27 protein-coding genes are annotated in these 25,004 nt (G+C 44.4%); 17 read left to right on the forward strand and 10 right to left on the reverse strand.

Annotation, left to right across the window (positions count from 1 at the left end; translation table 11 throughout):
* Nucleotides 1-33: 33 nt before the first annotated feature.
* Together tagT and ywtE are read left to right on the forward strand one after the other, a co-directional pair.
* Nucleotides 34-1,002 carry a polyisoprenyl-teichoic acid--peptidoglycan teichoic acid transferase TagT gene (gene tagT / locus RAC86_RS12520; protein ID WP_061186438.1) on the forward strand — a complete coding sequence of 323 codons (969 nt, stop codon included), beginning with the start codon at nt 34-36 and terminating at the stop codon, nt 1,000-1,002.
* A 157-nt stretch (nt 1,003-1,159) separates the two neighbouring features.
* Nucleotides 1,160-2,020, forward strand: a complete 861-nt coding sequence (gene ywtE / locus RAC86_RS12525; protein WP_072565377.1) for a 5-amino-6-(5-phospho-D-ribitylamino)uracil phosphatase YwtE — start codon at nt 1,160-1,162, stop codon at nt 2,018-2,020.
* 234 nt (nt 2,021-2,254) lie between these two features.
* On the opposite strand, the gene pgdS is transcribed toward ywtE, so the two are convergent.
* The 5 genes from pgdS to pgsB all read right to left on the reverse strand — a co-directional run bounded on the left by pgdS (nt 2,255) and on the right by pgsB (nt 6,624).
* The gene (gene pgdS / locus RAC86_RS12530; protein ID WP_072566789.1) at nt 2,255-3,496 is read right to left on the reverse strand and encodes a gamma-DL-glutamyl hydrolase; all 1,242 of its coding nucleotides are present in this window, start codon (nt 3,494-3,496) and stop codon (nt 2,255-2,257) included.
* A 139-nt stretch (nt 3,497-3,635) separates the two neighbouring features.
* On the reverse strand, nt 3,636-3,803 hold the full coding sequence (gene edmS / locus RAC86_RS12535) for an extrachromosomal elements maintenance protein EdmS (RefSeq protein ID WP_014115405.1): 168 nt from the start codon (nt 3,801-3,803) through the stop codon (nt 3,636-3,638).
* A 14-nt stretch (nt 3,804-3,817) separates the two neighbouring features.
* Nucleotides 3,818-4,960, reverse strand: coding sequence for a capsular polyglutamate synthetase PgsA (gene pgsA, locus RAC86_RS12540; RefSeq protein ID WP_072565378.1), 1,143 nt, complete (start codon nt 4,958-4,960; stop codon nt 3,818-3,820).
* 18 nt (nt 4,961-4,978) lie between these two features.
* On the reverse strand, nt 4,979-5,428 hold the full coding sequence (gene pgsC / locus RAC86_RS12545) for a poly-gamma-glutamate biosynthesis protein PgsC (protein ID WP_003227889.1): 450 nt from the start codon (nt 5,426-5,428) through the stop codon (nt 4,979-4,981).
* 14 nt (nt 5,429-5,442) lie between these two features.
* Nucleotides 5,443-6,624, reverse strand: a complete 1,182-nt coding sequence (gene pgsB / locus RAC86_RS12550; RefSeq protein ID WP_003219593.1) for a poly-gamma-glutamate synthase PgsB — start codon at nt 6,622-6,624, stop codon at nt 5,443-5,445.
* A gap of 781 nt (nt 6,625-7,405) precedes the next feature.
* On the opposite strand from pgsB, the gene RAC86_RS12555 reads away from it, so the two are divergent.
* The 8 genes from RAC86_RS12555 to RAC86_RS12590 all read left to right on the forward strand — a co-directional run bounded on the left by RAC86_RS12555 (nt 7,406) and on the right by RAC86_RS12590 (nt 14,157).
* Nucleotides 7,406-8,395, forward strand: coding sequence for a LacI family DNA-binding transcriptional regulator (locus RAC86_RS12555; protein WP_014115407.1), 990 nt, complete (start codon nt 7,406-7,408; stop codon nt 8,393-8,395).
* Nucleotides 8,388-9,269 (forward strand): ribokinase, encoded by an 882-nt coding sequence (rbsK, locus tag RAC86_RS12560; protein WP_014115408.1) that lies wholly within the window; start codon nt 8,388-8,390, stop codon nt 9,267-9,269. The genes RAC86_RS12555 and rbsK overlap by 8 nt, the downstream gene beginning before the upstream one ends.
* Nucleotides 9,266-9,661: a D-ribose pyranase gene (gene rbsD, locus RAC86_RS12565; RefSeq protein WP_014115409.1), complete on the forward strand. Its 396-nt coding sequence runs from the start codon at nt 9,266-9,268 to the stop codon at nt 9,659-9,661. Before rbsK ends, rbsD begins: the two co-directional genes overlap by 4 nt.
* 15 nt (nt 9,662-9,676) lie before the next feature.
* A complete protein-coding gene (rbsA, locus tag RAC86_RS12570) occupies nt 9,677-11,158 on the forward strand; it encodes a ribose ABC transporter ATP-binding protein RbsA (protein ID WP_072565379.1) in 1,482 nt (493 codons plus the stop codon).
* A gap of 1 nt (nt 11,159) precedes the next feature.
* Nucleotides 11,160-12,128: a ribose ABC transporter permease RbsC gene (gene rbsC / locus RAC86_RS12575; protein WP_014115411.1), complete on the forward strand. Its 969-nt coding sequence runs from the start codon at nt 11,160-11,162 to the stop codon at nt 12,126-12,128.
* A gap of 13 nt (nt 12,129-12,141) precedes the next feature.
* Complete coding sequence (gene rbsB / locus RAC86_RS12580; RefSeq protein ID WP_014115412.1) at nt 12,142-13,059, forward strand: ribose ABC transporter substrate-binding protein RbsB; 918 nt, start codon at nt 12,142-12,144, stop codon at nt 13,057-13,059.
* A 109-nt stretch (nt 13,060-13,168) separates the two neighbouring features.
* Nucleotides 13,169-13,705 carry an SH3 domain-containing protein gene (locus tag RAC86_RS12585; protein WP_377885690.1) on the forward strand — a complete coding sequence of 179 codons (537 nt, stop codon included), beginning with the start codon at nt 13,169-13,171 and terminating at the stop codon, nt 13,703-13,705.
* A gap of 155 nt (nt 13,706-13,860) precedes the next feature.
* Complete coding sequence (locus RAC86_RS12590; RefSeq protein ID WP_072565380.1) at nt 13,861-14,157, forward strand: DUF3892 domain-containing protein; 297 nt, start codon at nt 13,861-13,863, stop codon at nt 14,155-14,157.
* Nucleotides 14,158-14,197: 40 nt separating this feature from the next.
* Here the strand turns inward: RAC86_RS12590 and RAC86_RS12595 are convergent, their stop codons facing one another.
* The 3 genes from RAC86_RS12595 to alsS all read right to left on the reverse strand — a co-directional run bounded on the left by RAC86_RS12595 (nt 14,198) and on the right by alsS (nt 17,366).
* Nucleotides 14,198-14,725, reverse strand: a complete 528-nt coding sequence (locus RAC86_RS12595; RefSeq protein ID WP_014115415.1) for an NAD(P)H-dependent oxidoreductase — start codon at nt 14,723-14,725, stop codon at nt 14,198-14,200.
* Between the two features lie 98 nt (nt 14,726-14,823).
* Nucleotides 14,824-15,591 (reverse strand): acetolactate decarboxylase, encoded by a 768-nt coding sequence (gene budA / locus RAC86_RS12600; RefSeq protein WP_003235587.1) that lies wholly within the window; start codon nt 15,589-15,591, stop codon nt 14,824-14,826.
* Nucleotides 15,592-15,653: 62 nt separating this feature from the next.
* Entirely contained in the window at nt 15,654-17,366 is a 1,713-nt protein-coding gene (alsS, locus tag RAC86_RS12605) for an acetolactate synthase AlsS (RefSeq protein ID WP_072565381.1), read from the reverse strand.
* A gap of 159 nt (nt 17,367-17,525) precedes the next feature.
* Here alsS and alsR point away from each other — a divergent pair, with 159 nt between their 5' ends.
* Nucleotides 17,526-18,413 carry an acetoin biosynthesis transcriptional regulator AlsR gene (gene alsR, locus RAC86_RS12610; RefSeq protein WP_014115417.1) on the forward strand — a complete coding sequence of 296 codons (888 nt, stop codon included), beginning with the start codon at nt 17,526-17,528 and terminating at the stop codon, nt 18,411-18,413.
* 39 nt (nt 18,414-18,452) lie between these two features.
* Here the strand turns inward: alsR and cotH are convergent, their stop codons facing one another.
* Entirely contained in the window at nt 18,453-19,544 is a 1,092-nt protein-coding gene (gene cotH, locus RAC86_RS12615) for a spore coat protein CotH (RefSeq protein ID WP_072565382.1), read from the reverse strand.
* A gap of 140 nt (nt 19,545-19,684) precedes the next feature.
* Between cotH and RAC86_RS12620 the strand changes: the two genes are divergently transcribed.
* The 3 genes from RAC86_RS12620 (at nt 19,685) to RAC86_RS12630 (ending at nt 21,583) form a co-directional block, all read left to right on the forward strand.
* Nucleotides 19,685-20,284 carry a CotG/ExsB N-terminal domain-containing protein gene (locus tag RAC86_RS12620; RefSeq protein ID WP_072565383.1) on the forward strand — a complete coding sequence of 200 codons (600 nt, stop codon included), beginning with the start codon at nt 19,685-19,687 and terminating at the stop codon, nt 20,282-20,284.
* A gap of 170 nt (nt 20,285-20,454) precedes the next feature.
* Complete coding sequence (locus RAC86_RS12625; protein WP_014115420.1) at nt 20,455-21,072, forward strand: flavin reductase family protein; 618 nt, start codon at nt 20,455-20,457, stop codon at nt 21,070-21,072.
* 166 nt (nt 21,073-21,238) lie between these two features.
* Entirely contained in the window at nt 21,239-21,583 is a 345-nt protein-coding gene (locus tag RAC86_RS12630) for a DUF4181 domain-containing protein (protein WP_072181889.1), read from the forward strand.
* A gap of 4 nt (nt 21,584-21,587) precedes the next feature.
* On the opposite strand, the gene ggt is transcribed toward RAC86_RS12630, so the two are convergent.
* Entirely contained in the window at nt 21,588-23,165 is a 1,578-nt protein-coding gene (gene ggt / locus RAC86_RS12635; protein WP_072565384.1) for a gamma-glutamyltransferase, read from the reverse strand.
* Nucleotides 23,166-23,379: 214 nt separating this feature from the next.
* Here ggt and chrS point away from each other — a divergent pair, with 214 nt between their 5' ends.
* Genes chrS through chrA form a run of 3 tightly spaced genes read left to right on the forward strand, consistent with a single transcriptional unit; the run spans nt 23,380 to nt 24,996 of the window.
* The gene (gene chrS, locus RAC86_RS12640; protein ID WP_014115423.1) at nt 23,380-23,856 is read left to right on the forward strand and encodes a chromate efflux transcriptional regulator ChrS; all 477 of its coding nucleotides are present in this window, start codon (nt 23,380-23,382) and stop codon (nt 23,854-23,856) included.
* A 13-nt stretch (nt 23,857-23,869) separates the two neighbouring features.
* Nucleotides 23,870-24,463: a chromate efflux transporter subunit ChrB gene (gene chrB / locus RAC86_RS12645; RefSeq protein ID WP_014115424.1), complete on the forward strand. Its 594-nt coding sequence runs from the start codon at nt 23,870-23,872 to the stop codon at nt 24,461-24,463.
* Nucleotides 24,460-24,996 carry a chromate resistance efflux protein ChrA gene (gene chrA / locus RAC86_RS12650; protein ID WP_014115425.1) on the forward strand — a complete coding sequence of 179 codons (537 nt, stop codon included), beginning with the start codon at nt 24,460-24,462 and terminating at the stop codon, nt 24,994-24,996. The genes chrB and chrA overlap by 4 nt, the downstream gene beginning before the upstream one ends.
* Nucleotides 24,997-25,004 lie beyond the last annotated feature (8 nt).

Below are 25,004 nucleotides of genomic sequence, written 5' to 3' on the forward strand. Positions count from 1 at the left end.
CTTCAAATATTAAAGAAAACGAGAGGTATTGATATGGAAGAACGAACACACCGCAGAAAGAAAAAGAGAAGACTTAGAAAATGGGTGAAAATCGTTGCCGGTTTGATGGCTTTTCTAATCATTGCGGCAGGATCTGTCGGCACCTATGCTTATGTAAAACTTAACAATGCTTCTAAAGAAGCTCACGTTAGCCTTGCACGCGGAGAACAATCAGTAAAACGGATTAAAGAATTTGATCCCGGAAAAGATTCTTTCTCTGTATTGCTCTTAGGAATTGATGCCAGAGAGGAAAACGGCGAAACTGTCGATCAGGCAAGAAGTGACGCAAATGTGCTGGTTACATTTAACCGGAAAGAAAAAACAGCTAAAATGCTGAGCATTCCACGTGATGCCTATGTAAACATACCAGGCCACGGCTATGATAAGTTTACACATGCTCATGCCTACGGCGGCGTTGACCTCACTGTGAAAACAGTTGAGGAGATGCTGGATATTCCCGTCGATTATGTCGTTGAAAGCAATTTCACAGCTTTTGAAGACGTCGTAAACCAGCTGAATGGCGTCAAAGTAACGGTAAAAAGCGATAAAGTCATTCAGCAAATTAAAAAAGATACAAAAGGAAAAGTGGTTCTTCAAAAGGGAACACATACGCTTGATGGAGAAGAAGCACTCGCTTACGTAAGAACACGCAAAGCGGACAGTGACCTTTTGCGGGGACAAAGACAAATGGAAGTGCTGAGCGCCATTTTGGAAAAATCAAAATCACTGAGCTCAATCCCGGCTTATGATGATATTGTGGATACGATGGGGAAAAATCTGAAAATGAACTTATCTCTTAAAGATGCCATCGGCTTGTTCCCGTTCCTCACTTCATTGAAATCAGTTGAGTCTATTCAGCTGACGGGTTATGATTACGAACCTGCCGGAGTTTATTATTTAAAATTGAATCAGCAAAAACTGCAGGAAGTGAAAGAAGAGCTGCAAAACGATTTAGGTGTATAATGAACGGGATGGCGATTACGCCATCCCTTTTTTACATATTTTCTTGTTGAAAATGATCAAAGTAACGTTTAGCCTTGGTTTATATGGATAATGTTTCACAGAAAAGCTGAACATACTACACGAAGCAGCTTCATTTTTAAGGAGGTTCCCCCTACATATGAAATTAATTGCGATTGATTTAGACGGTACATTACTGAATAAAGAGAGCGTCATTTCTGATGAAAACAGAGCGGCGATCAAGCGGGCCGTTGATGCCGGCATCCTCGTCACCATTTGCACGGGAAGGGCAACATTTGATGTAAAAGCGCTGCTGGAAGACTTGGATATCCCTATCATTGCGGCTAATGGCGGAACGATCCACGACACGGGTTACCGTTTGATCAGCCGGACATTAATGGATCAGGAGGCCGGTAAAGCGATCGCTGATTACTTACTGTCAAAAAACATTTACTTTGAGGTATATACAGATGACCATCTGCTTTCTCCTTTTGACGGCGAAGCTAAGCTGCATGCGGAGCTTGATATTCTAAAGAGCGCAAATCCAAACGAGAAGACGGATGAATTGTGGCAAGGAGCCATGACTCAGTTTAAGCAGTTTGGCATTAAACCAATCCCTCATATCGAATCGGTTTTTGACGGCAGTGAAAACATTTATAAGCTTCTTTGCTTCTCCTTTGATATGGACAAGCTGAAACAAGCGAAGGAAGAACTGAAGCATCATAAAAAACTGGCGCAAACCTCTTCTGGAAAACACATTATCGAAATCCTGCCAGCCTCCTCAGGAAAAGGACGCGCGCTGACAGAGCTGGCTGAAAAATACGGAATTGAAACACAGGATATCTATGCGATCGGCGACAGTCCGAACGATTTGTCCATGTTTGAAGTCGCCGGACACCGTATCGCCATGGAAAATGCGATCGATGAATTAAAAGAAAAAAGCACCTTTGTCACAAAAAGCAATGACGAAAATGGTGTGGCCTACTTTATAGACCAGCTTCTTTCCGGCCAATATGCATAAAGAAAAGACTCCAGAGATTGGAGTCTTCAAATTGTTGACAAAATCCTAAAACGACTTTAGTTTTAGGATTTTGTCGTCTTTTCAGCGTGACTGAAAACCCTTGAAGTCTAGGAAAGGCGAGCATTGGAGCGGAGCGAATGTTCTAATTCGTGAGCACCAACGCACAGGCTTGACAACGAATGCGAGGGTTTGCCAAAACGCTAAAGACTCCAGAGATTTTGGAGTCTTTGTCTTTTATTGCACCCGTATACTTCCCGCATATTTATCTTTCCAATATGTGCTCGTGTTCATATTGGTGATGGTCACACCGTTTGATAATGTGACATGAACAACTTGTCCATTTCCGATATAGATGGCCGGATTTAGGCTTGTTGATTGGAAGAACACAATGTCTCCCGGTTTCAGGTCCGCCTTCTCAATCTTAGTTCCGGCTTTGAACTGGCTTGTTGCGTACCGAGGTAGGGAAATACCAGCTGCTTTCTGATATACATACTGGACAAATCCAGCTGTATCAAATCCTGTCTCTGGAGACACTCCGCCCTGTTTGTAAGGGACTTCTCCGATATAAAGTGTTGCCTCAGACACAATCGGATTTTCTTTCGGGATTGTCAGGTTGTCAAATCGGCGAATGCCTGTCATCTTCGATTTCCAGTAATCCTCTGACAAGTAAGAAATGGTTACTTTTTCTGACCGGCTTGCCTGAATAAACCTTCCTCCGCCTGCATAAATCCCTGCATGTGAAATTCCCGATTTATACGTATTGCTGAAATAGACAACATCACCAGGCTTTATGTTCTGAGGCGCCACCTTCTCACCCACTGCCCACTGCTGTTCGGCTGATCGCGGCAGATAAATGCCAAGTGCCTGTTGAAACACATATTGCACAAGCCCTGAGCAATCAAAGCCCTCTGACGGTGTGCTTCCGCCAAACACATATGGAATGCCGATATACTTTTCGGCCTCCTGAACGACAGGAACATCAGCGGTTGCCGGATCGACTGCGATTCGTCTCGCCCCAATATAAGACCCGCTCCAATAGCTGCTTTTTGCGTAATTGGTAATGATAACCCCTTTTGATTGCGTACTGTGAATCATTTGGCCGTCTCCGATGTAAAGTGCGTCATGTGTCGGAGTTGTCCCGCTGCTTCCCTCTTTCTTGAAAAACAAAATATCGCCCGGCTTCAGGTCTTCGGGCTTTATGGCCGTTCCGACTTTATACTGGTCGTTCACAGATCTCGGCAGATGAATATCAGCCTTACTGAAAACATATTGAATCAATCCCGAAGGATCGAATCCCTCTCTCGGCGTTTCACCGCCGTATTTATACTGATACCCAAGCAGTTTTTTTGCTTCGCTGACGATCAATTCAGATGATGTATCAGCCTCCGCAATCTCCGCTTTTGTCATAATTGGAACCAAAAAACAAATGATAACCGCCACAAGCAAAAACTTCTTCCAGTTTGCCAGTGTCTTCACTTTTATTATCTCCTCCTCTATTTGCAGTTTTAACATCGGTATTTTTTTGAATATGTTAAGAGCCTTTTTGATATTTTTACAGAATGAATGTGCTGGGCAAATAAAAAGAGAATGTCTCATCAGACATTCTCTTTTTGAATTATTTATTAGCGTTTGCCGGTTCTTCCTGCTGTTGGATTTTATGCATTTCCGTATCAATCTTCTGCTTTTCCTGATCTGTCAGCTGATCATTGAATTTAAAAGCTGACATAAACATGAACACGATAGCTACGGCAACAAACGGCCAGATGGCTTTGACAAATTTCATCTTTATCACTCCGATTATTTAGATTTTAGTTTGTCGCTATGATCAACATCAAACGTCAGTTTTCCGTCTTCTACTTTCCATGCGAAATTAGAATCTTTCGTGAGTTCGCGAATAATCGTTTTTTGTTTAAGGCTTCCTTTTTTCACCGGTGCAGGCGTCGCTTCGTGGATGTCAATCGGCGTCACTTCAAAGCGGCCTATTCCGTTTTTCTTCAGGTGATACTGAACCAGTGCACTGTCTCTCGTTCTTGTCCAGCCTTGGTCAAAGACAAAGTTACCGAGGCTGTAGAAAATGACGGTCCCGTTATATACTTCAATCGGTTCTAAGACGTGCGGGTGATGGCCGACAATGATATCAGCACCAGCATCAGACATGGCTCTTGCAAGCTGACGCTGACGGTCGTTTGGATCATTGTCATATTCTTGTCCCCAGTGTGACTGCACAACGACGATGTCCGCATGTTTTTTCGCCTCTGAAATCATAGGGATGAAGATTTCAGGATCTGCAGGCAGAACGCCCGGCGTATTCTTTTTAGCCGCGAAACCTTTTCCAGACACATCGGTAAAGCCGAGCGTCGCGATGGTTACCCCATTGACTTCCTGGTACGAAATATTCTTTTTCGCATCACTTAAGCTGTATCCTGCTCCAACGATATCAAGGTTTTGCTTCGCAAACTCTCCAAGAGTATCTTTCATGCCCTGGGCGCCGTAATCCATTGCGTGGTTGTTTGCGCTGTTGAGAACCGTGAAGTTCATATCCTTCAAGACTTTCACTGATTCCTTATTCGTCTGCAGATGTATCTCTTTATCTGCTTGTTTATAATTCTTTTGATAGGTTACCGGGTTTTCAAAGTTTCCGGCTACATAATCAGAGGCTTTAAAGATCGGTTCAACATACTGAAAAATACTGTCTGCCCCTTTTTGCTCCGTTACTTTTTCAACATAACGCCCCATCATAATATCTCCGACAAATGAGGCTGAGAGAACGTCGTCAGAATACGTTTTGACCTTCGGCGTTTCTGCTTTTCCCGCCCACATAAAAGCGAACATGAGGACAAAAACGATCGGAATGGCAATAAATACGTGCTTATTGGTTTTCTTTTTTTGCTGTTTTGTCAGCTTCAGCAGCTTTTCATGAAAGCTCAGTTCTTTTTTCATCGTTTGACACACCTTACATTAAATTAAGTAGTAAACAAACATGATAGCAAAGGTCGCTCCGCTCAATAGCAGCGTGCTTCCGAACGTAATGGTTAAACCTTGTTTCTGAATGGTATTGGCAATTAAACCTGGCACGATGATGCCGATTCCTCGAAATTCTGCGATTTCAAATGGTACAATCGGGTATAGAAAATCAAACGCGATTTTCAGGACGATCCCTGTTATCAGCATGGCAGCGAATTTTCTGCGTCCGTACAAAATCATAAATTTGGATAAACCATATTTCACAATGACATAAGTGAGCAAGCTCACTAGCAAAACGAGTAAAATAAAGACCGGCTGATTAAACACAAGTCCTAAATATCCCGGTACAACCAGTCCTGCCGGCACGATCCCTGTTTTTTCTGCAAAAATCAAACTAAGTAGTACACCTAAAATTAGTGCGATGTATAAATCTGATCCGAACATGTCTGCATTTCCTCCTAGCTTACGAGCTGCTTAACCTTGTATTCGTGGATTTTTTCAATTAAAGGCTCTGCGGCACCATGAATATTGCCGACGCCATATATGACACGGTTGTGCATTCTTTTCTTTAACAATTCCATAATTTCTTCTGTTGACTTGTACTCTAGATCATGCAGTTTGTCTGCAGGAATTTTGCCTTCTTCATAGGCTTTTACAATCGGTTCTGTTGTTTCACCGATTAAAATCAGTTCACTTGCTTCAATATAAGGCAATACGTCATTTGCGAATTGCTGTGTCCGATCCACACGGTCTGCGCGGCAGTTCATGATGATGATTGGATCATCGGTCGGGTAACCGATTTCTTTTACACGTTTCCATATATTCAAAGTAGAAGAAGCGTCGTTTGCGGCAAACCCATTAACAAAGTGCCCAGGCTCGCTCGGACTGATCAGCGGAAGAATTCTCATTGCTCCCGGATCTGGCGGCGCATTCAGCATTCCTTTAAACGCTGTTTCTTCATCAATGCCGAGTGCTTGAGCCACACCCAGTGCGAGAGAAGCGTTATCAGGGAATACCATATATTCAAATTTACGAAGATATTCATCAGTAATTTTCGAGTTATCAGCAATGATGACTTTTGTGTTTCGCTCTTTGGCTTTTTGTTTAAAGAACTCAGTATATTCACTATCAGTAATGACAAGATGGCCATTATAAGGAATAGTAGCCGTAAACGCTTCTGCAATTTCATCAAGCGTCGGCCCCATAACATCCATATGGTCTTCTAAAACGTTAACAATAACACCGATATTGGCTTGCAGAAGTTCTTCCTGAAAGATGATTTGATAATCCGGATTAACAGCCATGCATTCACTGACGATAGCGTTAGCTCCTCTTTCTACTGTTTCTTTCATCACTTCTTTTTGCTCTCCGATATTCGGCCCTTGAGGTTTCCGTTTAATCGGCTTTTCCTCCGGTGTGTCCCAGTAGATCATTCTTGCATCTGTCCCTGTTGTTTTTCCAACAGTTTTGTAACCGGCTTCTATTAATATTCCGGTTGTCAGCCTTGTCACAGTCGATTTTCCTCGGATGCCGTTAATATTCACTCGCACAGGGAGGGCATCAATGTTTTTCTGATGTCGTCGTTTTTCTAATATTCCGATGACCAGTATGACAGCACAGGCTATAATGAGTAACCACATTGCTTTTCGACATCTCCTTCTATATTGTTGTAAATTCATTCATCAGTATATAGAATCACTATGAATTCTCAATCGGCATTATGTAACATAATCTTCCCTAATCCACTAAGCCAAACTTCTCTTTTGAAAGAGATTTTGTACCTACAAACTGTTTTCTATTTTTGGAAAACAGCAGGACTTACACCTCATCTCTTTTTTTAAAAAGCAAAAGGAATGCGCTTACATTTCTCCCCTGATATCCTTCTGGACGTATAGTCACACCTTGGTGTTTGCATTTAATATGCATTTCAAATCAATCTTTTTTACAGCCCGTGATATCAAGCTTTTCCTGCTACCATGCGTGTTTCCGGTTCTTATGAACACAAAATATTTTTTCCTGTTTCTTAAGAACAAGGTCATAATGTCATCCTTTCTGCATGGAAGTGGAAAAATTAGTCCCATTCCAAAATGACTAATGGGGCTATCTATGAAAACGCTAAACATACGGGTCCGAATTCTCTAACATAATTAAACATTTTCTGGGCTGATAGTCTTTTCCGTTTCTCCTCATTTACAGGTCTAAACGCATGACTTTGAAACAATTTTAATAAAACTTAATATTTGTTCAAGAAATCTTCATCCAGAAATGTGAAGACTTTGTCAAAAAAAGAGTGAAAACCTTAAATTTCTCAATTATATATACAATTTACAATAGATTTCTTTCGATATTTTTATTGCCAACTTCGGATTGCTCATGATAATCTATCTATGTAAACGGTTACATAAACAAGGAGGAGCTGTTTTGGCTACAATTAAAGATGTCGCCGGAGCGGCGGGCGTTTCAGTTGCGACGGTTTCCCGCGTCCTGAATGACAACGGCTATGTACACGAAGAAACGCGAACGCGTGTCATAGCGGCGATGGAGAAGCTGAACTATTACCCGAATGAAGTTGCCAGATCTCTTTATAAGAGAGAATCCCGGCTGATCGGGCTTTTGCTCCCGGATATCACAAACCCTTTCTTCCCCCAGCTTGCCCGCGGTGCGGAGGATGAATTGAACCGGGAAGGCTATCGCCTTATTTTTGGCAACAGTGACGAGGAATTAAAAAAAGAACTTGAGTACCTTCAAACCTTTAAGCAAAATCATGTCGCAGGCATTATTGCCGCAACGAATTACCCGGATCTTGAGGAATACAGCGGCATGAATCACCCAGTCGTTTTTCTGGACAGAACACCTGAAGGCGCTCCTTCTGTATCCAGTGACGGCTATACAGGAGGAAAATTAGCCGCCGAAGCCATCATTTACGGAAAAAGCCGACTCATCACGCTCTTGAGAGGCCCCGCTCACCTGCCGACCGCTCAAGACCGCTTTAACGGCGCTTTGGAGATCTTACAGCAGGCTGAAGCTGATTTTCAGGTCATCGAGACGGCTTCATTTTCTTTTGAGGATGCGCAATCGATGGCGAAGGAGCTGTTTGCCGCTTATCCGGAGACAGACGGTGTGATAGCGAGTAATGATATTCAAGCCGCTGCAGTTTTACATGAAGCATTGCGGCTCGGAAGAAACGTGCCGGAGGACATTCAAATTATCGGCTATGATGACATTCCGCAAAGTGAGCTGCTGTTCCCTCCCCTGTCTACAATTAAACAGCCCGCATATGACATGGGCAAAGAAGCGGCCAAACTGCTTTTGCGTATCATCAAAAAACAGCCGCTGACAGAAACGGCGATTCAAATGCCTGTCACCTATATAAGAAGAAAGACGACAAGAAAGGAAGATTATGATGCGTAATATTTGTGTGATTGGAAGCTGTTCGATGGATTTAGTGGTCACCTCGGACAAACGCCCAAAGGCCGGAGAAACGGTACTTGGCACGTCGTTTCAGACGGTGCCGGGTGGTAAAGGAGCAAATCAGGCCGTTGCTGCTGCCAGACTTGGCGCCCACGTGTTTATGGTCGGCAAGGTCGGAGATGATCATTATGGAACAGCCATTTTGGATAATTTAAAAGCAAACGGCGTGCGCACCGACTATATGGAACCGGTTACACATAAAAAAAGCGGAACCGCCCACATTGTACTTGCTGAAGGTGATAACAGTATCGTCGTTGTCAAAGGTGCGAACGATGATGTCACTCCATCATATGCGATAGACGCGCTTGATCAGATCGAAAAGGTCGATATGGTCCTGATTCAGCAGGAAATTCCGGAAGAAACGGTTGATGAGGTGTGCAGATACTGCCATTCTCACGATATTCCGATCATGCTCAACCCGGCACCGGCCCGCCCGCTGAAACAAGAAACAATTGATCATGCCACCTATCTCACGCCAAATGAACACGAGGCGTCGATCTTATTCCCTGGTCTTACCGTTTCTGAAGCCTTGGCGCTTTATCCAGCGAAGCTCTTTATTACGGAAGGAAAACAAGGCGTCCGCTATTCAGCCGGCAACAAAGAGCGCCTCATCCCGTCCTTCCCCGTAGAGCCCGTTGATACAACCGGAGCCGGTGATACGTTTAACGCAGCCTTAGCCGTGGCTCTGGCTGAGGGGAAAGACATTGAAGCCGCATTGCGGTTTGCCAATCGTGCTGCTTCCCTTTCTGTCTGTTCCTTCGGCGCTCAAGGCGGAATGCCGACTAGAAAAGAAGTAGAGGAGCTGCTGTCATGAAAAAACACGGTATACTGAACAGCCATCTTGCCAAGCTTTTAGCCGACCTTGGCCACACTGATAAAATTGTCATCGCAGATGCAGGGCTGCCGGTTCCAGACGGCGTTTTGAAAATTGATCTTTCACTGAAGCCGGGTCTTCCGGCTTTCCAAGATACAGCGGCAGTGGTCGCGGACGAGATGGTCGTCGAAAAAGTCATTGCTGCAGCTGAAATAAAAGTATCTAATCAAGAGAATGCGAGATTTCTAGAGAACCTTTTTTCTGAACAGGAGATAGAATACCTTTCTCACGAGGAGTTTAAGCTGCTGACAAAAGAAGCAAAAGCCATTATAAGAACAGGTGAATTCACACCGTATGCCAACTGCATCCTGCAGGCGGGTGTGCTTTTCTAGAAAGGAGGATGGGACATGCAGATTGACATGAAAGACATTCATAAAGCATTCGGAAAAAACCAAGTGCTGTCAGGCGTTTCCTTTCAGCTCGTGCCTGGCGAGGTTCACGCATTAATGGGAGAAAACGGCGCCGGCAAGTCCACGCTTATGAACATCCTGACAGGCCTGCATAAATCGGATAAAGGGCAAATCCGCATAAACGGAAACGAAACGTACTTTTCCAATCCGAAACAAGCAGAACAGCATGGAATAGCCTTTATCCATCAGGAATTGAATATCTGGCCGGAAATGACCGTTCTTGAGAATCTATTTATCGGGAAAGAGATATCCTCCAAGCTGGGCGTTTTACAAACAAGAAAAATGAAAGCGCTAGCAAAAGAGCAATTTAACAAACTGTCTGTCTCTCTTTCTCTTGAGCAAGAAGCCGGCGAGTGTTCCGTCGGGCAGCAGCAAATGATTGAAATTGCAAAAGCGCTCATGACAAATGCTGAGGTGATCATTATGGATGAGCCTACCGCTGCTTTGACGGAACGGGAAATCAGCAAGCTCTTTGAGGTCATTACAGCGTTAAAAAAGAACGGCGTATCCATTGTATACATTTCTCATCGTATGGAAGAAATCTTTGCGATTTGCGACAGAATCACCATCATGCGTGACGGAAAAACGGTAGATACAACAAACATCTCAGAAACCAATTTTGATGAAGTTGTCAAAAAAATGGTCGGACGCGAGCTGACTGAACGATATCCGAAACGCACTCCTTCTCTCGGCGACAAAATATTCGAGGTGAAAAACGCCTCCGTCAAAGGACGTTTTGAAGATGTCAGCTTTTCCATTCGTTCCGGTGAAATCGTCGGTGTCTCCGGATTGATGGGAGCCGGCCGGACAGAAATCATGAGAGCGCTGTTCGGCGTTGACAGGCTGGACTCGGGTGAGATATGGATCGCTGGAAAAAAGACAGCCATTAAGAACCCGCAGGATGCGGTGAAAAAAGGGCTCGGCTTTATTACAGAGAACCGCAAAGATGAAGGGCTGCTGCTCGACACCTCGATTCGCGAGAATATTGCGCTGCCCAATCTGTCCAGTTTTTCTCCAAAGGGCCTCATTGATCACAAGCGGGAAGCTGAATTTGTCGATCTTTTAATTAAACGCCTGACCATCAAAACGGCATCGCCGGAAACGCACGCACGCCATTTATCAGGAGGCAACCAGCAAAAAGTGGTGATTGCCAAGTGGATCGGAATCGGACCAAAAGTGCTTATCTTGGATGAGCCAACCAGAGGTGTGGATGTTGGCGCGAAACGGGAGATTTATTCGCTGATGAATGAGCTGACTGAGCGCGGAGTCGCCATCATTATGGTGTCATCAGAGCTTCCGGAAATTCTCGGGATGAGCGATCGCATTATCGTTGTCCATGAAGGCAGAATCAGCGGAGAAATCGATGCGCAGGAAGCAACTCAAGAACGAATTATGACACTTGCCACAGGAGGGCGGTAATATGAAAACGGAACAACTGCAAACAGAACAAAAACGGATTCACTTCGACGGAGTCATGCAAAAACTCGGCCCGTTTCTCGGTTTATTTATTCTCGTTATCATTGTATCTATTTTAAATCCCAGCTTTCTTGAACCGCTGAATATTTTAAACCTGCTTCGCCAGGTCGCCATTAACGGATTAATCGCGTTCGGCATGACCTTTGTGATTTTAACAGGCGGCATTGATCTTTCTGTCGGCGCTATTCTTGCTCTGTCCAGCGCTTTAGTTGCGGGGATGATTGTATCTGGTGTCGATCCGGTTCTCGCGATCATCCTCGGCTGTATCATTGGTGCCGTACTCGGGATGATCAACGGACTATTGATCACAAAAGGAAAAATGGCGCCCTTTATCGCTACGCTTGCGACCATGACTGTATTTCGCGGACTGACGCTTGTGTATACAGACGGAAATCCGATTACCGGACTTGGCACAAACTACGCGTTTCAGCTGTTCGGACGCGGTTACTTTTTAGGCATTCCTGTACCGGCGATTACGATGGTTCTTGCCTTTGTCATCCTTTGGGTGCTTCTTCATAAAACACCGTTCGGCCGCCGAACGTACGCAATCGGAGGCAATGAAAAAGCCGCGCTCATTTCAGGCATTAAAGTGACGCGCGTAAAAGTGATGATCTATTCTTTAGCCGGGCTTTTATCCGCTCTTGCAGGTGCGATATTGACTTCCCGCCTGCATTCAGCCCAGCCGACTGCCGGGGAATCGTACGAACTGGATGCTATCGCGGCGGTCGTCTTAGGCGGAACAAGTCTTTCCGGCGGCCGCGGTCGCATTATCGGTACGTTAATCGGGGTGCTGATCATCGGCACACTTAATAACGGGCTCAACCTGCTTGGCGTCTCATCGTTTTATCAGCTGGTTGTCAAAGGGATTGTCATCTTAATTGCGGTATTATTAGACCGCAAGAAGTCAGCATAGGAGGGTTTTTTACATGAAAAAGGCTGTATCCGTCATTTTAACGTTATCATTGTTTTTATTAACTGCCTGTTCGCTTGAGCCCCCCCAATGGGCAAAGCCGACAAATTCGGGTAACAAAAAGGAATTCACCATCGGCTTGTCCGTCTCAACGCTTAATAACCCCTTTTTTGTCTCATTAAAAAAGGGCATCGAAAAAGAAGCTAAAAAACGGGGAATGAAAGTCATCATTGTCGATGCACAAAATGATTCATCGAAACAGACGAGTGATGTGGAAGACTTAATTCAGCAAGGTGTCGATGCATTGTTAATCAACCCGACTGATTCTTCGGCGATCTCAACGGCAGTAGAATCTGCAAACACAGTCGGTGTGCCCGTCGTAACAATCGATCGTTCCGCCGAACAAGGAAAAGTTGAAACCCTCGTTGCTTCCGATAATGTAAAAGGCGGCGAAATGGCCGCAGAATTCATTGCTGACAAACTTGGAAAAGGAGCAAAAGTGGCAGAGCTCGAAGGCGTGCCCGGCGCATCTGCCACACGAGAACGCGGCTCAGGATTTCATAACATCGCAGATCAAGAGCTCGAAGTTGTCACAAAGCAATCAGCCGACTTTGACCGCACCAAAGGCCTGACTGTCATGGAAAACCTGCTGCAGGGACATCCGGATATCCAAGCTGTTTTTGCTCACAATGATGAAATGGCGCTCGGTGCTCTTGAGGCAATTAACAGCTCGGGAAAAGATATTTTAGTGATCGGTTTTGACGGCAATAAAGATGCGCTCGCTTCCATTAAAGACGGAAAGCTCTCAGCCACCGTCGCTCAGCAGCCTGAATTGATCGGTAAACTGGCTACAGAAGCAGCAGACGATATTTTGCACGGAAAAAAAGTGAAAAAAACAATATCTGCGCCTCTCAAACTAGAAACAAAAAAATAATTGCCACGGATCAGATTTTTATCTGATCCTTTTTAATGTTTAGGAATCTGTGAAAACGTGAATAGGGATATAGAGTGAATTATTTCTCTTACGTGAGGAGAGGAACGAAATGAACAAAACAACAAAAATACTATCAACTTTAGCACTTGCAGCTGGGATGACTGCGGCTTCTACAGGGGGCGCAAGCACGATCCATGCACAACAGCCAGAAACAACGGTAAGCATTGATGATTTATACAGTTATCCGATTGATTCTTATTTGGTGTCAGCAGAGGCGCTAAATGTCAGAACGAAGGCTTCCGCATCAAGTCAGAAAGCCGATACCCTGTACTTGGGCGACAGCTTAAAACTGATTTCCTTCTCAAACGCTGACTGGGCAAAGGTTCATTATAAAAACGGCAAAACAGGCTTTGTCTCCACTCATTACATTGTAAAAGCAGCTACAACAGTAAAAACCAAAACAAAAACGAAAGTATATACATCCGCTGAAGGAAAAAGTATCAAGACTCTTCCAGCAGACACTAGCGTTTCTTTTTTAGGCTGGAGTAAAACGAAAAAAGGCGGTTTTGATTTTGATTGGGTATTCGTTGATTACGGCGGTGCGACAGGCTATATGAAAACAAAGGACTTACACCTGACAAAATAACTGAGAGGGATTCCGTATTTATGCGGAATCCCTTTTATTATGAATTGATTTGTCATATTCTCTAGATATTTCTCAGGAAATATTGTCGTATGCTGTGTCGAAACCTTACATGATCATCGACATTTTTGTTCACGCTAAAAAGTGGAGGTGTAAATATGGATCAATTTGAAGCAGCATATGAATCGTATAAAGCCCGGCAAACAACTGCCGATCAGGAAGATGTTCCATCTGGAAAAGAAGAAATTATTGCGGTCAGAAGAAATGAGGAAGACAATATTATCGCAGTAAAAACGAACACAGGAAGAGAGCTCGACTATCCCACTGCGCTGTCAGATGCAAAAGCGGGAAAACTCGCTCATGTTGATGTCTTCCATAAATACGGGCGTGACATTTTGCGAAGTGAACCGGACGGCTTAAAGGAAAATAACCTGTCTGAGCTTCCGGACTTTTAATCATAAAAAAGCCCTGCCGCATGCCGGACAGGGCTTTCTTTTAAGCGAAAGGCTTCTGGATGTATTCAGCTAAACGTTTTGCACTGAGAGAAATATCCTCTGCAGTTGCATAATTCACGCCGTAGAATACATATGGGGGCAGGTATTTCATGCCGATCAGATTGCTCGTGGCCTGAAATGGTTTCAAAAGCTCACTGATTGAGTAATGATTTGCTCCGCCTGCTTGATATTTTTCTGCTTCGCTCCCTGTTGATACAGCCAGCATCAGCTCCTTGCCATGCAAGGCGTTTCCTTGTGAACCAAAGGCCCAGCCGAAAGTCAGCACAAGATCCTGCCATTTTTTTAAGAGCGGCGGAGAGCTGTACCAATAAAACGGAAATTGGAAGACAATCCGGTCGTATTGCTCGCACAGTTGCTGTTCCTTCGCAACATCTATCGCTTCATCCGGGTACTCCTTATAAAGCTCCCGTACTGTGATATTGTCATGATGACTCAATTCCTCTGCCCATGCCTTATTCACAACTGAGGTTTCCATATGAGGATGAACTGCCAAAACCAATATTTTCATCAGACCACACCTTTACCCTTTTGACGTTATTTTATCTAAAATCAGGAAAAGAGCCAAATAAAAAGAAAGCCCTTCACAAAGGGACTTTCTTTTTTTCTTTATTCAGGGCTTCCTTCAGTTGTTTCAATATCTTTAGCAAAATCAGGGTTATCCAGATTCGCGTTAAAGAAATCTGCTGTATTCGGAAGTCTGAGATTCATGTTCATTTTTTGAGAAATCGTAACCGTGCAATCCTCAAGCACATAGTCAAAAACGTGTCCGCCTGAATTGCGTCCTTCGTCAATGAAGTGCAGGTGATAGCCAGAAACGGCGATTCCGTTTGCATAAGCTGGTGTTAAGAAGCCTACGATCGTTCCTCTCACGTTGTCGAAGTTAAAAATCGGCTGTGTTTTAACCGCTTCAACCATTGGCACGTAAGGTTTTTCTTGCAGTTCTACCGTTCTTGTCTGCACTTTTTTAAACAATCCGTCAATGCGGATAGCGTAAAATAAGTTTTTGCTTGGCAGAATGCTGTTGATCTCTTTTTCAAACTCTTCACGTGTCATTTTCGCATCAATTTTGTGCGTCATGTCCGGTGTAAAGAATGTAAATGAACAGAACGGAGAACGATCCCCGTTTTGGACCGGTGTCGCAGTTCCATCTGAACGGAGACGGTAAAATTCACCGTCAAACCCAATCAGCTCTCCGTCAAGCTTGTTAAAGGTTCCGATACCGAAGTCTCCGTATTTCGGGATCTCTGACAGTTCAAAATCGCCGTCATATACCCCGTCTAATAGAGAAGTCATTGTTGATACTTGATAAATCTGGCTCACAGGCTGATCTTTTTGCCCGCGGCTGAGCACTTGAATGTTGCTTTCGCGTTTCATAATTCCCTTCACTCCTTTTTGTTTAGTGCTGTTCATCAAACAGTGTCGTGATGCGCAGAGTGCTAGAGAGCTTTCGTTTTCATGAGTTCCCCGAATTCTTTCGGAAGCTTGTCACTTGCTAAATTAATGTTATCACTGTAGTCAACCGGGACATCAATGATAACAGGACCCTCAGTGTTCATACCTTGACGCAGAACATCTGCCAGCTGGTCTGGTGATTCAACGCGCAAGCCAGTTGCTCCGAAGCTTTCCGCATATTTCACGATATCGATATTTCCGAAATCGACCGCAGATGTACGATTATATTTTTTCAATTGCTGGAATGCAACCATGTCATATGTGCTGTCGTTCCATACAATGTGTACAATTGGTGCTTTTAAGCGGACTGCTGTCTCTAATTCCATTGCTGAGAATAAGAAACCGCCGTCACCAGAGACTGAAACCACTTTTTCTCCCGGTTTCACCAATGAAGCGCCGATTGCCCAAGGAAGTGCAACGCCGAGTGTTTGCATACCGTTACTGATCATTAATGTTAACGGCTCGTAGCTGCGGAAATAACGTGACATCCAAATCGCGTGTGAACCGATATCGCAAGTCACTGTAACATGATCATCGACTGCGTTTCGCAATTCTTTTACGATTTCAAGAGGATGCACTCTGTCTGATTTCCAGTCTGCAGGCACCTGCTCACCCTCATGCATATATTGTTTTAAATCAGAAAGGATCTTCTGCTCACGTTCCGCAAAGTCTACTTTCACAGCATCGTGTTCGATATGATTGATCGTAGATGGAATATCACCGATCAATTCAAGCTCCGGCTGGTAAGCATGATCAATGTCAGCCAGAATCTCGTCTAAATGAATGATCGTCCGGTCTCCATTGACATTCCAGAATTTCGGATCGTATTCAATTGGGTCATAGCCGATTGTCAGAACAACATCAGCCTGCTCAAGCAGCAGATCGCCAGGCTGGTTACGGAATAAACCGATCCGGCCAAAATACTGATCCTCTAAATCTCTCGTAAGTGTACCGGCAGCTTGATATGTTTCAACGAATGGAAGCTGAACTTTTTTCAATAGCTTGCGAACTGCTTTAATCGCTTCCGGTCTTCCGCCCTTCATGCCGACTAAAACGACAGGAAGTTTCGCTGTTTGGATTTTTGCAATGGCCGCACTGATTGCGTCATCTGCTGCGGGACCAAGTTTTGGCGCTGCGACAGCACGTACGTTTTTTGTGTTTGTGACTTCATTCACAACATCTTGCGGAAAGCTCACAAAAGCGGCCCCAGCCTGCCCTGCTGACGCTATCCTAAATGCATTTGTAACAGCTTCCGGTATATTTTTAACATCTTGAACTTCTACACTGTATTTTGTAATCGGCTGGAATAGCGCCGCATTATCCAAAGATTGATGTGTCCGTTTTAAACGATCTGCACGGATCACGTTCCCAGCAAGCGCAACGACAGGGTCACCTTCAGTGTTTGCTGTCAGCAGTCCTGTTGCCAAGTTAGAAGCACCTGGTCCTGATGTGACTAACACGACTCCCGGTTTTCCAGTTAAACGGCCGACTGCTTGCGCCATAAATGCTGCATTTTGTTCATGCCGGGCAACGATAATTTCAGGCCCTTTATCTTGTAAAGCGTCAAATACTGCATCAATTTTTGCACCTGGAATGCCAAATACATGTGTGACACCTTGCTCCGCTAAGCAATCAACAACAAGCTCCGCCCCTCTGCTTTTCACAAGGGATTTTTGTTCTTTTGTTGCTTTTGTCAACACCCTCACTCCTTATTATGCATTTTAAACATAAAATTTTAAATATTTCTTGTGATACGTTTCACTATACACTCTTTGGAAATTGACCTCCAATATCGATTCGCCTTATGATTAATATGTATTACGAATTATTAACCTATGGAAAGGAATGCATATTGAATGGAGCTTCGCCATCTTCAATACTTTATCGCAGTAGCCGAAGAGCTTCATTTCGGAAAAGCTGCGCGGCGGCTGAACATGACACAGCCTCCTCTCAGCCAGCAGATCAAACAGCTGGAAGAAGAAGTCGGGGTGACGCTTCTGAAAAGGACAAAACGATTTGTCGAGCTTACGGCGGCTGGTGAAATCTTTTTAAATCACTGCCGATCAGCTTTGATGCAAATTGGTCAAGGAATTGAACTTGCCCAACGGACGGCTCGCGGCGAACATGGCCATCTCGTTATTGGTTTTGTCGGATCAGCTACATATGAATTTCTGCCGCCGATCATCCGGGAATACCGTAAAAAATTCCCTTCTGTGAAAATTGAACTGAAAGAAATCGCTTCTTATCGGCAGCAGGAGGAATTGCTCAAGGGAAATATCGATATCGGCATTCTCCATCCGCCGTTAGAGCATCCCGAGCTGCAAATTGAGACAACCCAGAGCAGTCCATGCATCCTCGCATTGCCGAAGCAGCATCCGCTTGCATTAAAAGAATCAATTGACATTACAGATTTGGAAAACGAACCGATCATTACCCTTTCCAAAGAAGCGTGGCCTACGCTATATACCGACTTTATTCAGCTCTGTGAAGACGCAGGTTTTGTGCCGAATATCGTTCAAGAAGCGACAGAATATCAAATGGTGATCGGGCTGGTGACAGCAGGCATCGGCATTACCATTGTCCCATCCTCTGCCAGACGGCTGTTTAACCTTGATGTCACGTATCGCAGCGTGGATCATTTTCAACTCAAAGCAGAATGGATCATCGCATATCGAAAAGACAGCCAAAACCCTGTACTGAGGCAATTTGTGGATATATCCAAATCGTTAAATGAACGGAAATAAAAAAAGGCGCTCCGTTCTCCGGAATCCGCCCGTTTATCGTCAGGATAAAAGATCAAGCTCACTTTTGAGGTAATCAGCTCTTTTTATAATATACTCGCAAATCACATCCGGCTCACGGTCAAAACGCTCAATATCATTCTTTTTATATGGGTCCATCAGGACAAACGGCCTAATCTGCTCATATATCGCCATTATTTTCGGTTTCATATATTCTATTGTAAAAAGAGATTGGAGCGTTTTCTCTAACAGTTGCTTGTAGGACTTGCGAAAATCGGATTCATCCAAAATCCGGGCGGTTAGTGTATTAAATCCTTGAATTCTTACATAATCGGCAGCCATCCGCTCTCCATGGATATCCCTGCCCCAAGTCGCATCATAATCCCAAGGAATCACCTCAAATAATCCGGTTTCACTGCTTCTGTACAACGAGTAGTTGTGGACAAACCCGTCATAGTTTGAGGTGAATACAATGCCGGCGAGCCAGCGCAAATACTTATCGACATCCACATGCTTTGTCACTTCTGATTTAAACTGGGCTTTAGGGACAGTATTAATTTTAAAAATCATATCCTGTAAATAAAAATCGTCTTCCTCAGTCCCTGTCTTCTTTTCATAGCCAAGCTCAAGCGACGTCTTCGTTTCCCTTTCCAAATCGCTCATCAGAGAGAAATTAGCATCATCATCAACCGCGTAAAAAACCGCCCCGTCCGCCAGCTTCCTTTTCGCTAAATAAAATTCATCGACGGATTCAAGTTCAAGATAAACCCCTTCATTCTTCCCATTCACTTTTAAAAACACAAACTCCGCCTTTGGAGACAGCGTCCCAAGCTCTGAGAAAAAATCCAGTGACAACTTGTTTCTCATCATGGAAGGATCTTTATATTCTGCATTCAGGTGAACCTCGCGGGCGCCGCGGAATGTTTTCGGCTGATAAAAGGAAATATGGTATGACTTCTTTTTGAAGTCTCTAATATGTGATCCCCGGTAAGCAATATCAATATCCAGCCTTTTTTGATTTACCTTCATGACAGCCGGCACCGGATCATCGTCCCATATATCTTTTTTTAATTCACGCAAATCTTTTGGATGAACAAACAGCTGATAAAGCGGCAAATTGGATTGATTCTTCATCCATATTCCCCCTCACAAATTTAGGCTTTTATTTTTGTGTGATCTCAGCGGAACACTTATACACTTTTTAAAACTGCGCGTACTATGTGGGTAGTAAGGATCTTCATCCTTAACATCATTTTTAAAAGGAGGATTTCAAATTGGGCCACTATTCCCATTCTGACATCAAAGAAGCGGTGAAATCCGCAAAAAAAGAAGGTTTAAAAGATTATTTATACCAAGAGCCTCATGGAAAAAAACGCAGCCATAAAAAGTCGCACCGCTCTCACAAAAAATCTCGCAGCCATAAAAAATCATACTGCTCTCACAAAAAATCTCGCAGCCACAAAAAATCATACTGCTCTCACAAAAAATCTCGCAGCTACAAAAAATCGTACTGCTCTCACAAAAAATCTCGCAGCTACAAAAAATCATATTGCTCTCACAAGAAATCTCGCAGCTACAAAAAATCATACTGTTCTCACAAAAAATCTCGCAGCTACAAAAAATCTTACCGTTCTTACAAAAAATCTCGCAGCTACAAAAAGTCATACTGTTCTCACAAGAAAAAATCTCGCAGCTATAAGAAATCATGCCGCACACACAAAAAATCATATTGCTCCCATAAGAAAAAATCCCATAAGAAATACTACAAAAAACCGCATCACCACCATTACTACAAAAAAGAGGATGATTATCACAGCAAAAAAGAATTCTGGAAAGACGGCAATTGCTGGGTAGTCAAAAAGAAATACAAATAATCTAAGATTTCATTTTCAATAGGCTGCCGGCGGACGTACGGAAGCCTATTTTTACATTTCCCCTGTATTAGATATATGTCATGACATAACATATGCAACCCACATCATTTGGTTTCCTTGAAACCATTTCGTTATAATCAAGGTATCCTACGATAAAGGCGGTTGTTGCTATGTACATATTTCAAGCGGATCAGCTTAGTGCCAAAGACACATACAAGCTATTGTCGGGTGCTGTCATCCCCCGTCCCATTGCATTTGTAACCACCCTTTCTTCAAGCGGAGCGGTAAATGCAGCGCCTTTCAGTTTTTATAACGTTGTCAGCTCAGATCCTCCGCTTCTCAGTGTTTCTGTTAACAGGGCTGGAGGACGCCAAAAAGATACAGCCCGAAACGCAGTGGAGAACGGAGAATTTGTCGTTCATGTCAGTGATGAAGCCATCATTGAAGACATCAATGAAACGGCGGCAAGCTTAGATCCGGACGAAAGCGAGCTCACACGCACCTCGCTTCATCCCGTCGAAAGCAAAGCTGTTTCAGTTCCCGGCATTAAAGAAGCACGCATCCGCTTTGAATGCACATTAGAGCGGCATATGACGTTCGACAATGATCAAGGCGTTACTACAGCAGATCTGCTTATCGGGAGAGTCGTCTGCTTCCACCTTGATGAAAAGGTGTATGATGCAGAAAAAGGCTATGTTTTGACAGATGAATTAAAGCCTGCTTCAAGATTGGCGGGAAATCACTATGCGAAGCTCGGCGAAGAATTTACGCTGGTTCGTCCAAGCTAAACAGAAGGACTATTTAAATAGAAGAAACTAGTCAAAAAGACCTTGTAATCACAAAAAAGCAGGAAGAAAAATATAGTTAAAAAACACCCGGAGAAAACTCCGGGTGTTCTTTTATGAAACATTTTTCCTTTTCCACCCGTATATAAGATAGATAGGAGGGGTATATATGACAGGCACTCATTTTTTGATTGTGTTACTGGTTGCAGCTTTAATCAATACTACTTTTTATATCTATGCCAGAAAAAAACTAGGCATCCCTAAACCGCCTTGGTGGTATAAACCTGTAAATAGCACACAAGGGCTGCTGGAAATCATCATGCTCATTTTATTAGGTTTTTCTGTTTTATGCTTTCCTCCAGAGATTATGCTTATTTTCTTTCTATTCCTGACGAGTTGTTTTCGTACATTTATGGAATGGAAATATAAGCGTGAAGAAAAACAATATATACACTATTTATTTGGCGCAGTCCTCTTTCTAGTCGTTTTTATTTATATGTGTATTTTCTTCTGATACCTCAAACTCCCACAGCCGCTCCGTCTCCCCGCGGGTCGACTCCGCCTTGGAGAAAGCCTTCCTCATCAACTTTGATTGCTGCTGCGTGTCCCATCAGCGGATCATAGTCACCGACAACCTCGACAAGATGTCCGCTGTCTTTGAGCTTTTCAATTGTTTCCTCTGAGAATCTGCCCTCGACTCTAAGCCCTTCATATTCCTCTCCCCACGTTCTGCCCCACACCCAGCGCGGTTCGCTGATTGCCTGCTGAGGATGCATTCCGTAGTCCAGCATTCTGGTGATGATGGCCGTCTGGGTCTGCGGCTGGCCTTCGCCGCCTTGTGTGCCGTACAGGACTTTCGGTTTTCCGTCTTTGCAGGCTATAGCCGGCATCAGCGTATGGAAGCTGCGCTTTCTCGGTTCAAGCGTATTGACATGATTTTTATCCAATGAGAAAAATGACCCGCGGTTTTGCAGTAATATGCCTGTATCACCAGCGGTGACTGCCGAGCCAAATTCAAAGTACAGGCTTTGAATGAAAGATACTGCATTGCCATCCGCATCGATGACGGCCGCATATGCAGTATCACTTCCTACTGGCCTGCTTTCCGCCGGTTCTGCCAAATAGCCGATTTCTTCCGCCAATTGTTTCGCGTAACGTTTGTCCAAAAGCCTTTCAAGTGGGATGTCCGCAAACGCCGGATCAGTCAGGACGGCATTCCGATCTAGAAAACTCTTTTTCAATGCCTCCACAAGCACATGATAATACTCAAATGAACCGTGTTCGATTTGGGTGAAATCATAGTTTTCCAGAATGTTCAGTGTTAATAAACCGGTAAATCCCTGAGAATTCGGCGGCGCCTGGTACACACTGTATCCTCGGTAATCACTTGAGACAGGCTCCGCCCACTCGCCCCGGTGCGCTTTAAAATCATCGAGTGTCATGTAGCTGCCGTTATGCTGTAAATACGAGACAATCCGCTGAGCGATATCTCCTTCATAGAATGCGCTTCTTCCTTTTTTGGCGACCATGTTCAGACTTTCTGCAAGCTCTTTTTGCACAAACCGCTCTCCCGGGACAGGCGCTTTTCCGCATCTCGTGAAGATGCCGGCCGTGTAAGGCGTGGAGGCCAGCAGTTCAAGATTCGTTTCTGTGTGACGGCACTGATCAGCTGATACTGGAAAACCATTTTGGGCATAGTCGCGTGCGGGCTCCAACACGTCCGCAAGGGACATACGTCCGTACTCCTTCAGCACCGCATCCCAGCTATCAACCATCCCCGGAACGGTGATGGCACTGTCGATTCCCCTCAGCGGAATCGCGTTTTTTCCCTTATATACCTCTCTCGTTACATGTTTTCCTGAACGGCCGCTGCCATTGTAGACTCTTACCGACTTTGTTTCCTGATGAAAGGTCAGCCAAAAGGAATCCCCGCCAAGCCCCGTCATATGCGGATACACAACTGCCAGACAAGCACTCACAGCAATGGCGGCGTCAAAGGCGTTTCCTCCCTTGTCCAGTATTCGGTTTCCGGCTTGAGAAGCGAGATAATGCGGACTGACGACCATTTGTTTTGTACCGATGATAGATTTGTTCATCACAAGTCCCCTTTATCATGAGATTTTCTTCAGTATAGAGAGCTTGATTTTTCACATCTACTCACCCGTCAGAAAAGCTGACGAACTTTATTCGTTTCGTAAACAACAAAACATTTTTATATTCATTGTGAAAATAAATTAAAATTTTATCGTACGAAACGAAACTTATATGATAAAATAACGTCTAAAAGGCTTACGAAAGCAGGTGGAGAAAATGAGCAATGAATACCAAATCCCCAACCTTGTACTTGATGAGATCGACAAACAAATCCTCACCATTTTGCATGAAGAAGGAAGAATTTCTTATACGGATCTTGGCAAGAGAGTCGATTTATCACGGGTTGCCGTCCAAGCTCGGATCAATCAGCTCATTGAAGCAGGCGTCATTGAAAAATTCACAGCGGTCATCAATCCCGCTAAAATCGGCATCCATGTATCCGTGTTTTTCAATGTCGAGGTAGAGCCGCAATTTTTAGAAGAGGTCGCTCTCAAGCTTGAGGAAGAGCCTGCGGTCACCAGCCTTTATCACATGACAGGCCCGAGCAAGCTGCATATGCATGGGATCTTTGCCAACGATCAAGAAATGGAAGAGTTTTTAACAAAACGGCTGTATCCGCTGCGAGGCGTCGTCAGTGTTGATTGCCAGATGCTGATCAAACGATACAAAAGCCGTATGGGAATGAAGCTGTAAAGGAGAGAAACGAATGAAAAACCATCCTTATCGGGATATGACGGCCGCAATGGTGCGCACTGGCATACTAGGGTTCGGCGGCGGACCTTCCGTGATTCCGCTGATCCGCCATGAAGCGGTCAATAAATATAAATGGATTGATGATGATGAATTCGGAGAAATATTAGCGATCGCTAATGCGCTTCCCGGACCGATTGCCACAAAAATGGCTGCGTATCTGGGCTTCAAGCTAAAAGGCACGTTAGGCGCACTCGTGGCGACACTTGCCCATATTCTGCCTACATGTCTTGCGATGGTGGGCTTGTTTGCGGCTGTAAATGTCTTAAGCCATTCAGCAATTGTTGCCGGCATGATTGGTGCCGTAACGCCGGTGATTGCGGTAATGCTTGGCATAATGGCGTACGAGTTTGGCCAAAAAGCGCTTAAAGGTTTCGGCTGGGTCACCGGCATCCTGTTTTTTATTATCGCTTTTATCGGCCTGCAAACGTTACAGATCAATCCCGGCCTTGTCATTATCATTTTCTTAGCGTACGGCGCGTTTCATTTTAAACTGAAAGACAAAATCACAAATAAACATTCAAAAGATAAAGGAATGTCGGCCTCATGATATCGATCTATTTATTTATGGCGTTTTTTATCGCAAACCTACTCGGATATGGCGGCGGACCTGCGTCTATCCCGCTGATGTTTGAAGAAGTCGTAAACAGATACAACTGGCTCTCAAACGACCAATTCTCAAACATGCTCGCACTTGCGAACGCATTGCCGGGCCCGATCGCAACCAAAATCGCCGCGTATGTCGGCTACAGCGCAGGCGGGTGGCCCGGCTTCTTGATTGCGCTGATCGCAACCGTCGTACCGTCGGCGCTTGCATTGATTGTCCTGCTGCGCATCATTCAGCGCTTCCGCCAATCACCCGTTATCAAAGGCATGACGCTGTCCGTTCAGCCTGTCATCGCGGTCATGATGCTCATTCTTACCTGGCAAATCGGCGCAGACGGCATCAAAGCTATCGGCTGGATCCAATCTATAGTGATTGCGGGGATTTCCCTCCTTGCCATGACTAAATTCAAGATGCATCCGGCATTTCTGATTATCGCGGCATTTTTATATGGCGGCCTTGTCATTCCTCATTTATAGAAAAAAGC

It is taken from the genome of Bacillus sp. LR_5, assembly GCF_042709275.1.